The 12,468-nt window shown below is 69.0% G+C and carries 11 protein-coding genes and 1 pseudogene; 9 read left to right on the top strand and 3 right to left on the bottom strand.

Features of this window, described 5'->3' with window-relative positions; all coding sequences use genetic code 11:
- Positions 1 to 13 precede the first annotated feature (13 nt).
- Positions 14 to 511 (top strand): CarD family transcriptional regulator, encoded by a 498-nt coding sequence (locus tag ACFVX4_RS34970; RefSeq protein WP_389985466.1) that lies wholly within the window; start codon positions 14 to 16, stop codon positions 509 to 511.
- 533 nt (positions 512 to 1,044) lie between these two features.
- On the opposite strand, the gene ACFVX4_RS34965 is transcribed toward ACFVX4_RS34970, so the two are convergent.
- On the bottom strand, positions 1,045 to 1,830 hold the full coding sequence (locus ACFVX4_RS34965) for a GntR family transcriptional regulator (protein WP_389985463.1): 786 nt from the start codon (positions 1,828 to 1,830) through the stop codon (positions 1,045 to 1,047).
- Positions 1,831 to 2,018: 188 nt separating this feature from the next.
- Here ACFVX4_RS34965 and ACFVX4_RS34960 point away from each other — a divergent pair, with 188 nt between their 5' ends.
- The 6 genes and pseudogenes from ACFVX4_RS34960 to ACFVX4_RS34935 form a co-directional block, all read left to right on the top strand.
- The gene (locus ACFVX4_RS34960; protein ID WP_389985460.1) at positions 2,019 to 2,876 is read left to right on the top strand and encodes a tyrosine-protein phosphatase; all 858 of its coding nucleotides are present in this window, start codon (positions 2,019 to 2,021) and stop codon (positions 2,874 to 2,876) included.
- A complete protein-coding gene (locus ACFVX4_RS34955) occupies positions 2,873 to 4,198 on the top strand; it encodes an MFS transporter (protein ID WP_389985457.1) in 1,326 nt (441 codons plus the stop codon). The genes ACFVX4_RS34960 and ACFVX4_RS34955 overlap by 4 nt, the downstream gene beginning before the upstream one ends.
- Positions 4,199 to 4,250: 52 nt before the next feature.
- Positions 4,251 to 6,041, top strand: coding sequence for a glycoside hydrolase family 3 protein (locus tag ACFVX4_RS34950; protein ID WP_389985454.1), 1,791 nt, complete (start codon positions 4,251 to 4,253; stop codon positions 6,039 to 6,041).
- A 436-nt stretch (positions 6,042 to 6,477) separates the two neighbouring features.
- Complete coding sequence (locus tag ACFVX4_RS34945) at positions 6,478 to 6,843, top strand: hypothetical protein (RefSeq protein ID WP_389985451.1); 366 nt, start codon at positions 6,478 to 6,480, stop codon at positions 6,841 to 6,843.
- Positions 6,844 to 6,984: 141 nt separating this feature from the next.
- Complete coding sequence (locus tag ACFVX4_RS34940) at positions 6,985 to 7,350, top strand: S26 family signal peptidase (protein WP_389985448.1); 366 nt, start codon at positions 6,985 to 6,987, stop codon at positions 7,348 to 7,350.
- Between the two features lie 40 nt (positions 7,351 to 7,390).
- Positions 7,391 to 7,943, top strand: a pseudogene (locus ACFVX4_RS34935) (transposase); the annotation flags it as partial.
- A 76-nt stretch (positions 7,944 to 8,019) separates the two neighbouring features.
- Here ACFVX4_RS34935 and ACFVX4_RS34930 read toward each other — a convergent pair.
- Positions 8,020 to 9,291 (bottom strand): cytochrome P450, encoded by a 1,272-nt coding sequence (locus tag ACFVX4_RS34930; protein ID WP_389985445.1) that lies wholly within the window; start codon positions 9,289 to 9,291, stop codon positions 8,020 to 8,022.
- Positions 9,292 to 9,344: 53 nt separating this feature from the next.
- Positions 9,345 to 10,952, bottom strand: coding sequence for an FAD-dependent oxidoreductase (locus ACFVX4_RS34925; RefSeq protein WP_389985442.1), 1,608 nt, complete (start codon positions 10,950 to 10,952; stop codon positions 9,345 to 9,347).
- Between the two features lie 224 nt (positions 10,953 to 11,176).
- Between ACFVX4_RS34925 and ACFVX4_RS34920 the strand changes: the two genes are divergently transcribed.
- Together ACFVX4_RS34920 and ACFVX4_RS34915 are read left to right on the top strand one after the other, a co-directional pair.
- Positions 11,177 to 11,542: a hypothetical protein gene (locus ACFVX4_RS34920; RefSeq protein ID WP_389985439.1), complete on the top strand. Its 366-nt coding sequence runs from the start codon at positions 11,177 to 11,179 to the stop codon at positions 11,540 to 11,542.
- Positions 11,543 to 11,682: 140 nt separating this feature from the next.
- On the top strand, positions 11,683 to 12,144 hold the full coding sequence (locus ACFVX4_RS34915; protein ID WP_389985436.1) for a cupin domain-containing protein: 462 nt from the start codon (positions 11,683 to 11,685) through the stop codon (positions 12,142 to 12,144).
- Positions 12,145 to 12,468 lie beyond the last annotated feature (324 nt).

The following is a 12,468-nucleotide window of genomic DNA, read 5'->3' as shown; positions in this document are numbered from 1 at the left end:
AGGGTTGAACAGCATGCAGTTCTCCGAGGGGCAGACAATCATCCACCCCCAGCACGGTCCGGCCACCGTCACCGAGGTTCTCGATCGCTCGGTCAACGGCAGGAGCAGGCGATACGTCCAGTTCCAAATCCACCGGACCGACCTGCGCATCGCCGTTCCGGTCGAGAAGGCCGACGAGGTGGGACTGCGATCGGTCTACGCCGCGACACAGGTACAAGAGTTGCTCGGTGTCCTGAGGGCTCCCACAGGTGAGCAGGAGGAAGCTTGGTCGCGGCGGTTCAAGAGCAACAGTGAGAAACTCCGGGTCGGCGACCTTCTGCTCACCGCCGGCGTCGTTCGTGACCTCATGCGACGTCAGGAGGCGCGCGCGCTTTCCTCAGCGGAGAAGGACATGCTCAAGCACGCCCGCCAGCCGGTCCTCGCAGAACTTGGACTGGCGCTCTCGCTGGCCGACGGGGAGGCCGAGATCCTGTTCAACTCGGCCATCCTCGGCGAGCAGCAGACCACTTGAGGCTCTCCCGTTCTGCTCGTGATGCAGGGGTATGGGGGGGGCGCCCTCCTCCACTGGAACTTCGGTGCCAACCCGTCCGACCGCTGCAGCATTTGCGGACCGAGGTGGTCATCTCAGAGGCCGTCACCACGCCCACGAGCTGCCCCCGGTGCACGCTCACCGGGGGCAGCTGGTGGGCGTGGGGCGACTCGGTGGGACGCGGTAGCCGATGGAGAACTGGGCGGACCATCCCCGCGGGCGCGGGGGCGACGACCTAAATGGCTCACTCGCCGATGGTGACGAGGCCCGGTCTGCTGTTCTGCCCTGGCCGCACGGATCGCGTGGTGCTCATCGTAGTGCCGCAGCCGCAGTTCACGGCGAGTGGCGGTAGCTGAGTCGATGCACTCGCCCCGAACCGGGCAGGGCCGGCAGCCGAGCGCGGAGAAGCGCTCCCGGATACGCGGGCACCCCGGGGCGATCCCCCGCTCGATCTGGAGCTCACCGAGGGTGCCCTGGTCCGCGCCTGTGGGACAGACCGCCGCCCGCTCCTTCCATCAACTCTTGACGTCCGGGCGGAAGTTGAGGACGAAGCGGGCGCGTTCGCCGTTGATGCGGCGCCGTACGAACAGCACGGGCTCCCCGTCTGGGGTGCAGCTCACGCCTTCGCGAACGAGGAGCGGGGTGCCCGCCGGGACGCCGAGGAGGTCGGCGTCGCCGATGTCGGCTCCGATGGCACTGAAGGCCCGCCAGTCGTATTCCAGGACGATGCCGGCGCTCTGGGCCAGGACTCGGACGACGTTGTCCACTCGTCCGGGGGCGGACAACTCCTCGGGCAGGAGAGAGGACTTCAGCCAATAGCTGCTGACGCCCCACGGCTCGGGGCCGATGACGATGATGCTCTCCAGGCGTGAGAGTTCGGCGGGGTCGCACCGCAGGTGGCTCGCGGCCTCGGTGTCGGCCGGGGTGCGGGGCGCGGGGATGACGGCGGTGATCCGCTCGCCGCTGTCCCCTGCGTCACCGGCGTCGGCCGCCCCGCGGGGAGTGGCAGTGGTGAGGCTGCCCAGGTCGAAGCGTTGGCTTCGCGGGTCGACCGCGATCGAGACCCGCGCGATGGGGGCGCGGACGAACGTTCCCACTCCCCTGCGGATCTCGACCGAAGCGGCGCGTTCGAGTTCGGCGATGGCCTGGCGGATTGTCAGCCGGTTGACGTCGAACTCCTCGCACAGTTCCGGCTCGCTGTGCAGCCGGGAGCCGGCCGGGAGGTCGCCGGAGTCGATCCGGTCCTGGATCTTCCGGGCGAGCTGCAGGTAGATCGGGGCGGTTCTTCTGCGGTTCGACACCCCTGGATCTACGAGCCGAGGTGGCGGGCGACCTGCGCGATCGCGCACGAAGGGGGCCCGGCAGACCGCCCGTTCATCCAAGGTTCAGCGGAGCGACCACTGAGTTCGACACGGAACCCCACCCAGGGCATATAGACATCTAGATGTCTTGCTCGTCTCTGTGCAGTTCCCGACTCAGGAAGGCTCCCATGCCGCTGCTGAACTTCCGCGACCCGGCCTCCGTCGCCGACCCCCGGGGCGACCGTATCCGCCCGGGAATCCTGTTCCGCTCAGCCCAGCCCGATCCCGTCGCGAACGCCGGCACCGTCGGGGAGCTGCACACCCACGGTATCCGCGTCGTAGTGGACCTGCGCAGCCCCGACGAGCGCGGCGACGACGACTGGGCCGCCGCCGAAGCTGCGGGCATCACCGTCGTCCGGGCGCCCGTCGCTCCGGACGACACCGACGCCATCGCCGGCCCGGGCATCGCTTCCCTGCGGACCTCCGCCGATCTGGGCCGGTTCTACGCCGACCTCGCCGAGTCCGCCCCCACGGCCCTGGCCGACGCGGTCCGGGCCGCCGCCGGACCGGGCGCGGCACTCGTGCACTGCGCCGCGGGGAAGGACCGCACCGGCCTCCTGGTGGCGCTGCTGCTGGAACTCGCGGGAGTGCCCGACGACAACATCGCCGACGACTACGTCCGTACGGCCACGGCGCTCCCGGAGATCCTCTCCGCTCTCGCCACCCGGCACCGCATCGCCCTGAACGACGGCGCGGGCGACGACGAGGGGTACGGGGCCGCGGGACGGCCGGTCGTTCCCGCGCCGCTGCTCCAGGCCCCGCGCGAAGCGATCGAGGTCTTCCTGAAGACCATGCGGGTCCGTCACGGCAGCGCCGAGGCTTTCCTGCTGGGCTGCGGGGTCGAGGCGGCGGCCATCGACGGCTTCCGTGCCAAGGCTGCCGCCGAGGCCGCCCTGCCCGCGACCGCCGCTGCGGCGCCTCGGCCCGCCCTCTCCGCCTCCGCCTCCCCATCGCCCTCCCGCCCGGCAGGAGAACCCCTCGCATGACTGACATGCTGCGCAAGACCCCCGCCCCCGAACCACCGCCCTCCGACCGCCTTCCCGGGCACGAGGTACCGGCTCCGCGCCGGGTCATCGCCGGACTGGTCTTCACCGAGCTCCTGATCGGGATCGGCTTCGCCATGCCGCTGGTCGCCTCGCTCAGCCTGAAGGTCAACGAGATCGCACCGGACGCCAAAGAGAGCGTGCTGAGCGCCGTCATGGCGGCCGGGGCCGTCACCGCGTTCCTCCTCAACCCGGTCTTCGGCCATCTGTCGGACCGCACCACAGGGCGCTTCGGCAGACGCAGGCCGTGGATTCTCGGCGGTCTCGCCGCCGGGCTGCCGGCCGCCGTGGTGATGGCCACGGCATCCTCGCCCGCCCAGCTGATGCTGGGCTGGATCCTCGCCCAGGCCGCGTACAACGCGGCGCTCGCCGCTCTCGCTGCCGTGATCGCCGACCGGGTGCCGGCCGCGCAACAGGCCACCGTGTCCGGCCTGTTCGGCGCCGCCCAGTTCGCCTCCGTCTTCCCCGCCTTCTTCCTCGTCGGCCTCATACCCGACAACACCGCGGCCCTGCTGCTGATCCCCGGCATCGCCGGTGCCGCGGGCGCCACCGTGTCATGGACCCTGCTGCGCGGCGAGAAGGCCGTCCCCGCCGGGGGGCGGACCCAGGTGAGCCTGCGCTCGGTCTTCACCAGCCTGCTGTTCGACCCGCGCACCTCCCCGGCCTTCACCGCGGTCTGGCTGCAGCGCTTCCTGCTCCAGGGCGCCAACGCCCTGATCGGCACGTTCGGCCTCTACTACCTGATGTCCCGCCTGGAGATGTCGACGGCCGAGGCCGCCGCCCTCGTCTCGACCACCGGCATGCTCTCCGTCGCCGGCAACGTCGTCGCCGCAGCGGTGTTCGGGAAGCTGGCCTCCCGCACCGGCGCCTACCGGGCCTTCGTCGTCGGCTCCGGCCTGCTGATGGCTGCCGCCATGACCATCAAGATGCTGTCCGCGTCCGTGTGGCCGATCTACCTGTCCACCTCCGTCGCCGCCATCGGTCTCGGCGCTTTCTACGCCGTCGACATGGCCCTGGTCCTGCGCGTCATGCCCACCAGCACCGACGCCGCCCGCTGGCTCGGCGTGTTCAACATCGCCAAATCCCTGCCTCAGTCCATCGCCCCCCTGCTCGCCCCGCTCCTCCTGGGCCTCGGCACGGACCCGGTCGGACCGGCGGCCGATGGCAAGAACTACTTCGCCCTCTACCTCGGCGGAACCCTCGCCGCGCTCGCTGCTGTCGCGCTCACCCCGCTGATCCGGCACCCCCGCCTCACCCGCGACTGACACCCGCCACCCCCACCCCTGCGCCCTGCGCCCTGCGACGAAAGGCACGACTGTGACCTCCCGCCTCCTCCACCCCGACGGCACACCGTTTCGCGACCTCAACCACAACGGCACCATGGAGCCCTACGAGGACCCCCGCCTGCCCGTCGACGACCGCGTCGAGGACCTCCTGGGCCGGATGACCCTGGAGGAGAAGACCGGTCAGATGTGCCACGGCCGGATGGCCGCCGGCGACAACACCTTCATGCCGTCCGGCGCCGACCTCATAGCCGAGCGGCACATCACCCACTTCGCGATGATCCAGGTCCCCTCCGCCGGCACCATGGCCGCGTGGAACAATCACGTCCAGGACCTCGCCGCCGCCACCCGCCTCGGCATCCCCGTGACCCTCTCCTCCGACCCCCGCCACGGATTCACCGCCAACCCCATGACGGCCCACACCGACGGCGGATTCAGCCCGGGCCCCGAACCGATCGGCCTGGCCGCGACCGACGATCCGGCACTCGTCGAGGAGTTCGCCGCGGCCGCCGCCCGGGAACTGCGCTCCGTCGGAATCCGCTTGGCCATCCATCCGATGGCCGATCTGGCCACCGAACCGCGCTGGGCCCGCATCAGCGGCACCTTCGGCGAGGACGCCGACCGCGCCGCGCGAATGCTCGGCGCCTACATCCGCGGCATGCAGGGCGACACCCTGGGTCCGGACAGCGTGGCCTGCATGACCAAGCACTTCCCCGGCCACGGCCCGCAGGCGGGCGGGGAGGACTCCCACTTCGCCTACGGCAAGTACCAGGCGTTCCACGGCGACAACCTCGAATACCACCTCAAGCCCTGGGAAGCGGCGTTCGCCGCCGGCACCGCCCAGGTCATGCCCTGCTACTCGATCCCCACCGGCAGCGGCCTGCCCGAGGTCGCCGCCAACTTCAACCGCGAAGTGATCACCGGGCTGCTCCGCGGCCGCTACGGCTTCGACGGCGTCGTGTGCACCGACTTCAACTCCCTCACCGGCATGGAGATCCCCGGCATCGTCCAACTCCCGCCCCGCAACTGGGGAGTGGAACACCTCTCCCTCGCCGAGCAGGTCCTCATGCAGCTCGACGCCGACATCGACCAGCTCGGCGGCGAGACCCGCCCCGACTGGATCGTCGACGCCGTCCGCTCCGGCGCCGTCAGCGAAGAACGCATCGACACCTCCGTACGCCGCATCCTGCGCGACAAGTTCCGCCTCGGCCTCTTCGACGATCCCTATGTCGACACCGACAAGGCAAGCACCCTGGTCGGCGCGACCGAGACCCGTCTCCTGGGCCGCCGGGTCCAGCTGCGATCCCTCGTACAGCTCACCGGCCGCGCGAAGACTTCGAGGACACTGCCCGAGGTGCCGGCCCTCTACGTGGAGAACATCGCCCCCGAGACGGTCGCCCGGTACGGCCGCCTCGTCGACCACCCCGAAGAGGCCGACCTCGCGGTGCTGCGCCTGACCGCCCCGTACGAGAAGCGGGAGGGATTCCTGGAGCAGCACTTCCACGCCGGGTCCCTCGAATTTCCCGCCGCCGAACTGGCCCGGCTGCGGGCGCTGTGCGCGGCCGTCCCCACCGTCATCGACGTGTACCTCGACCGGCCCGCGATCCTCACCGGGCTCGCCACCAAGGCGGCCCTGCTCCTGGGCAGCTTCGGCGCCGACGACGACATCGTCCTCGACGTGGCCTTCGGCCGCGCGGTGGCCGAAGGAAGCCTCCCCTTCGACCTCCCGTCCTCCATGCGGGCCGTCGAGGACTCCCGCGAGGACGTCCCGTTCGACACCTCCGAACCGCTGTTCAGCTGCGGGCACAGCGCGCTCGCGCACTGACACCATCTCTGCGGGACCTCGCGGACACGACCCCGTCCCGCCGGTCAGCGGGCGCCGGCCAGCTCGGCGAGATTGCGGGAGAGGGCGGCGGCGCATGCCTCCCTCTCCTGACCCCGACCGACCGAGAACGCAAGCGCCCCACTCCTCAAGTAGCGGCCCAGACCACCTGCACACCACCCAAACAAAGTGCACACCCCCAGGCCGAGAGCCCGAAGTACCTCTCCCCGCCCACCCCAGCCGCCACGCTCAACAACGCAACCAGCCGCTAAAACTGAGAAGACCCCAGCTCACGTACGGACACGCTGCGCACAAGAAACGACCAGCGACAGCGGGTGAAACAGCTCGACGGGCTCGGCATGGTCTGGTCACACCAGGGCGTCGCGTTCGAGGAGGCCTCGCAGCCGCCCACGCCTGGGCGACCGTGCATGGTCACCTGTTGCCGCCCGCCACCGCGGTCGGTGAGCACGGGTACCCAGTCGGGACCTGGGCCAAGAATCTGCGGTTCGCTGCCCGGATCGCGGATCAGATCGCGCAGCGGCGCGAAGCCAGCCTCCCCGTCGAGACCAGCGCGGGTGCCCTGCCCGAGGCGCGGCGCGAAGTGCTGGAAGAGATCGATCCGGGATGGCGCCCAGCCTGGGATGCAGGGTGGCAGCGGTGTTTCCGACTCGTCCAGGCCCACGTCCAGGGCGGCGGGACCGTGCCCATGGCGGCCGGGAAGGTGGTCGTCCAGGGCGAGGACCTCGGGCGATGGGTAAGCGCGCAGCGGCACGGGTGGGAGCAGTTCGTACCGGCCCAGCAGTGAGCCTTTTCAACCTCAGTTCGAGCAGGTCAGGTACAGGGTGAGGACAGCTAGGCCCTGTCGTCAGGCAACGTTCGCCTCGCTGGTGGAGTGCGAAGCAGTAAATCGGTGGGGTGATACAGGGGAATCTGCCACGATCATCGGATGGGTGCATTGAATGCAGTGGCAGGCAGGATTGCTGGCGGGGCCACCGTGGCGTTCCGGCCCAGCGGCTCCTCGATGGTCCCGCTGATACGCAGTCGGCAGCAGGTGGTCGTTGCTCCGGTCGACCCGTCGAAGTTGGAGGTCGGGGACATCGTCCTCGCCCGTGTCGCCGGGACGGTCTACTTGCACTTGGTGTCGTCCGTGGATCTCGCCAGGAAGCGGGTGCAGATCAGCAATAACCGTGGCCGCGTCAACGGCTGGACCAGCCACGATCGTGTCTTTGGTATCTGTGTGACAGTCGACGGCGTCACCCGGTCAGGAGCTGTAGGGAAGACGCTCACGGCCGACTCCAACGACTCCTCCTGAACCTGACGCTCCAGCGGCATCGGGCCGCCAAGCTGTGCAGGTGGCGATACGAGTGCGTGTTCGCGATATCGATGACGACGAGGGCCGGCGGTTACTTCGGACAGTCCGCCGAGGCACGGGCTCGGTGGTGACCTGGCGAGGCGCGCAGATGGTGCCGCTGTCCGCTCAGGGCATGCCGGTCGCGAAGATCGCCGAGGTGTCATTTACCAGTGACGACCGGTCCGCGACGTGATCCACGACTTCAACGCCGTCGGTTTCGACGCGCTCTGCCCCAAGTACTCCGGCGGCCGGCCGAGGACCTTCACGCTGCCCGAGCGCCGCGAGATCAAGAAGATCGCCAAGTCCAAGCCGACCGAGCATGATCTGCCGTTCTCGACCTGGGCCTGACCAAACCGGCCGACTTCCTGGTCACCGAGGGGGTGGTCGACGACATCAGCCACGAGGGCCTGCACCTTCTGCTCCGCGAGGAGGGCGTCTCCTTTCAACGCCTGACGACCTGGAAGACCTCCCGCGATCCGGACTACGCGGCCAAGAAGGCCCGCGTCGGGCATCTCTACGCGATCGCCGACAGCGAGGTCATAGCCGAGGAGGGAGCTGCCAGTACGCGTCCATCGTGAGGACCAGGAGTCGACGTACGGCGGGGTGTGCGCAGGTGGGTGCGGTGCGCGGTCATGGGTGGGCGGGGTTGACGCCGTCGATCTCGACCAGAAGGTGGCGGGGGCCGCGCAGACCGGGACTCGCGCGGTAGGGCGGTGGGTCGGCGACGAGTCGGGGGCTCTTCAGCCGGTGTGTCAGCTCGGCGAGGGCGATCTGCGTCTCGGGACGGGCCAACGGGGCACCGAAGCAGTAGTGGATGCCTCCGCCGAAGCCGAGGTGCTCGTTGTGCTCGCGATCAGGATCGAAACGGTCGGGGTCCGGGACGAAGTCGGGGTCGCGGCTGCCGGCGGCCAGCACGAGGGTGACCGGTGAGCCCTTGGGGATGGTGGTGCCGGCGATCTCGATGTCGTCCAGGGTGTTCCGGTTGTTGGACAGAAACTGCACTGGTGGTTCGTAGCGCAGGAGTTCCTCGACCACCCGGGCAGCCAGATCGGGTTCCTCCCGGCGGCGTAGCCGGTCCAGCACCTCGGGGTGCCGCAGGAGGGTGAGCATGCCGTTGGTGATGAGGTTGACGGTCGTCTCGTGGCCGGCGACGAGCAGCAGTGCCGCATTGCTCAGTATCTCTTCGGGTGACATCGGCGCCTCGTCGCCGTCGCCACTGAGGAGCCCGGAGAGCAGGTCGTCGCCCCGTTGGCCGTGGCGAGCGCCGAGGAGCTCGGCGAAGTACTGACCGAGGTCGGCGATGGCCTTCGCGCGTCGGCGCTGCCGCTCCGCGATCCCACCGGTGGTCGGGTCGGTGGCCTGGACGACCGCGTCGGACATTGCCTGGAATCGTGCTTCGTCCTCACGCGGTACTCCCAGCAGTTGGCAGATCACCGTGACCGGGAACGGGTAGGCGAAGTCGTCGACGATGTCGACCCGGGTCGTGCCCGACCACTCCTTCCCCGCGAAGCCGTCGATCTCGTTCGTCACGATCTCGAACAGGTGGGGAATCATGCTGTCGATGCGATCAGGACGGTGGGGCGGGCCGAAGTTCCGCGTCAGCAGGCGCCGGAGTCGGTCGTGCTCGGGAGGGTCGGTCTGGATGAAGGTGGGCGGGAGTATGGGAGTGCCCTCTTCGGCCGCTTGGGCCGGCGTGTCGGCGGCCAACTCGGGAAGGTTTCGCATGTCCGAGCTGAGCCGTGGGTCGTGGAGCAGGGCGACGATCTCCCGGTAGGTGCTCACGACATAGCTCCCGTCCTCCATCCGTGCCACGGGTGTCCTGCGCAGTTCGCCGTAGAGCGGGTACGGGTCGGCACGGTGCGAGTAGTCGAGGATCTGCTGCCAGGTGCTGGTCTGGGTCATGGGGGCATCTCCCGCAACTCGGAGGTCCGGACGTGTAGCGGCTCGCGCATGGGTCACAGGTACGTTCTGCGGACCAAGGTGGCCCGCCGCTCGCTCGGTCCGTGACCGGTCACCACAACGGTGGCGTGAGGGGTGGGCCGGTCCGGAACCTCGGCCGCGACCGGCCGTGCGTCGGTGGGCTGGTCGGTGATGCGGAAGGACGGCGGGAAGGGCGCCGCCCGGTCGATCAACCCCGCGTAGAACTCCAGCCACTTGGACTGATTGAAGGCGACTGCGGCGGTGATGCGCCCGTGGTAGCCGTAGACGGCGACGAACCTGCGCTGGGCCACCGATCCCTGGGCGATGACGAGTTGGTCGGCATAGGTCGGAACGCCGACCGACTTGATCTCGGTGCCGAACTGAGTCGACCAGAACTCCGGCAGTGCCAGGTGCGGCCATCGTTCGCCCTCGGCGCTGATCATGTTGTGTGCGGCGATCTGAGCCTGGGCGACGGCGTTGCCCCAGTGCTCCAGGGAGAGGTACTGGTAGTCGTAGACGGGGTGCGGGCAGCGGGCCACGTCGCCCGCGACGAACACATCGTCGGTGACGACGCCGTTGACGTCGACAGCGCGGCAACCCGCATCGCACGCCACACCCCACACGCCTGCCGCCAGTCCCGAGCCTTCCAGCCATTCGACGTTGCGGACGCTGCCGAGCGCGGCCACCACCACATCGACGTCCAGGACGCTGCCGTCGGACAGCCGGGCCTGCCGCAGCCGCCCGGCCCCATCGCCTTCCAGCGCCTCGACCTGAACCCCGCACCGCAGATCGACCCCGTGGTCACGCAGCATCTGCGCCGCGACGCCGCCGATCACCGCGCCCAGCGCCCCAACCAGCGGGGTCAGGCCCCGCTCCGTGACCGTCACCGGCACATCCAGCTCGCGGCAGGCGGAGGCGACCTCACAGCCCGTGAAGCCGCCACCGATGACCAGCACCCGGCCGGGTCGTGCTTCCAGCCGCCGCCGCAGCCCTTCCGCGTCGGCCTGGGTGCGCAGCACGAACAGCCCGTCGAGCCCGGCCTCTGCCTCATTCGGCCACGGTCGGGCCCGCACCCCGGTGGCTATGAGCAACCGGTCGAACCCCACCCTCTCGCCGTCGGCCAGAACCACCTGCTTGCCGCCCAGGTCAAGCTCCGTGGCCGCGACTCCCAGCCGCCAGTGTGCGTCGAACTCCTCACGGCGGGGAAGTGCGGTCCGACGCGCATCAACCTGCCCCATGAGGGCCTGCTTGGACAGCGGCGGCCGGTCATAAGGGGGATCAGGCTCGTCCCCGATCATGGTCAGCGAGCCAGTGAAGCCATCCCGGCGCAGCACCAGTCCAGCCCGCAGCCCAGCCAGAGACGCCCCGACAATGACAATTTTGCCGGTCCGCTTGCACGCCTCCTCAGGGCGTGGGGCGGCCACCTGCGCCTCGGGCAGCCGGTGCCCGGCGTCCTCACGGTCGAGGAAGATGGCCTGGACCGGGCAGGCCGCCGCTGCTCGCGCGATCTTCTCCCGCTGCGCGTGGTCCGGATCCGGGTCGTACAGCAGCGCCTCGTCCCCGCGTATCGCGAAGACATCCGGCGCGGCAAAAGCACACTGGGCGTATCCCTGGCACCGCGTAAGATCCACAACGATCTTCATGTGGACGCCCCTTCCGACACCCTACGGGTCGGCTGTTTCGTCCCACGCCCTCGTACGGACGCCATCACGTCTGCTCATTTCAGTGGATCACGGCACACCCGAGACCGCATCCCGCCGCAGACCAGCAGTCACGTTCCGTATTCGTTGCGCACCGAAACCCGAATGTGCGCATCCAGTACGCGTCTACCGCCGACAATGCGCCGCCGGCGGCGGCCTTCGCGGCCGTGGACAGCTCTTTCTTCAGCTGCTCCGTACCGGGCCGCGGCAGACGCCATCAACAACCTCGCCACCCCCTTCCCCAGGCCCCCGCCGACTCGCTCGCCACCGGCCCCAGGAACACCGACACGGTGTTTCTCCGAGCGGTGCCCGCGTGGGGGAACGACGCCCTGTGGCAAGTCCATGTCGCCCTGCAGCGTGCACGGGACGGAGAGCCGGACGCCTCCGGGCTCGGCGAACTCCTCCTGGAAGCGGGCGAAGACTGCCACCCACCCCAGACCGCTGACGACATCGTCGACTGGCTCAACCGCGTCCTCACCGTACTGCTGCTCGACATCCCCGCCGTCCGTACAGCGGTATCGGCTTCGAGGTGAGACCACCACCGGGTTGGCTGATCGGATTCCCATGTGCCGGACGTGTGCACCTTGCCGGAACAGCAAGAGTAATTGCATGCTTCAGTAAGGGAGTTGCAGTCTGGTTCCGGTCAAGGCAATCGAAACCGAAAGGCTGCACAATGACTACCCATGAAGGCGCCGGGCCCGCACCAGACTCCGGTGACCGCGCGCCGATCAACAACCGCGTCCACCACGTTGCATCTGGCGAGCTGGACGGTTACGCCGCTATCAGCGGAGGCACAGTCGGCTCGAAGAAGCTCTGGATGGGCCTGGTGGAGAACCCGCCGCTGAGCTCGACGGACAACCACCATCACGGCGATTCGGAGGCTGGTATCTACGTGGTCAGCGGTCACCCCGTGTTCGTCTACCACGACGGCACACAGGAGGTACGGCTCGCCGCCGACCCAGGCGATTTCTTCCTCGTCCCCCCGTACGTCCCGCACCGAGAGGAGAACCCCGACCCGAATGAGCCCGCAGTCGTCGTGATCGCTCGGACCACCCAAGAGCCGATCAAGGTCTCCGTGCCCGAGCTGTATCAGCTCAAAGAGGCAGACACACAGTCGAGCCGGTCGATGTCGTAGGGATCGAATCGGCAAGGTCAGTCTTCGTTATCAACGATCAAGCTCCAACCGCACAGGACACTCGCTGTCCTGCGCCATCGGACCCCGACCGATTGCCACCGAAGACTGACAGACGACGGCTTGTGTCATCGAAGAATGACCGTGCAGGTCAGCGCCCCGAGAACGAGCTGGCGAGACAGTGGCCCGACGGCTCCGTGCTCCAGAACCGGCGACCGCTCCGCGCGCTGGCGGGGGTCTGTCAAACGAGCGGTGTAACTCAGGTTGTTGGAGTTACTGGCGTGCTGCGGAGAGCCGGCCGTCGAAGGTGATGTCGAAGGCGTTGAG

Origin of the sequence: Streptomyces sp. NPDC058240 (assembly GCF_042882135.1) — a bacterium.
Lineage (GTDB): Bacteria > Actinomycetota > Actinomycetes > Streptomycetales > Streptomycetaceae > Streptomyces.
This window is presented reverse-complemented; position numbering and strand designations above follow the sequence as displayed.

Coding starts and splice junctions, on each gene's coding strand:
- ACFVX4_RS34925 (WP_389985442.1), bottom strand. CDS start 10,952: ATGAAGATCGTTGTGGATCTTACGCGGTGCCAGGGATACGCCCAGTGT.
- ACFVX4_RS34970 (WP_389985466.1), top strand. CDS start 14: ATGCAGTTCTCCGAGGGGCAGACAATCATCCACCCCCAGCACGGTCCG.
- ACFVX4_RS34915 (WP_389985436.1), top strand. CDS start 11,683: ATGACTACCCATGAAGGCGCCGGGCCCGCACCAGACTCCGGTGACCGC.
- ACFVX4_RS34960 (WP_389985460.1), top strand. CDS start 2,019: ATGCCGCTGCTGAACTTCCGCGACCCGGCCTCCGTCGCCGACCCCCGG.
- ACFVX4_RS34940 (WP_389985448.1), top strand. CDS start 6,985: ATGGGTGCATTGAATGCAGTGGCAGGCAGGATTGCTGGCGGGGCCACC.
- ACFVX4_RS34930 (WP_389985445.1), bottom strand. CDS start 9,291: ATGACCCAGACCAGCACCTGGCAGCAGATCCTCGACTACTCGCACCGT.
- ACFVX4_RS34955 (WP_389985457.1), top strand. CDS start 2,873: ATGACTGACATGCTGCGCAAGACCCCCGCCCCCGAACCACCGCCCTCC.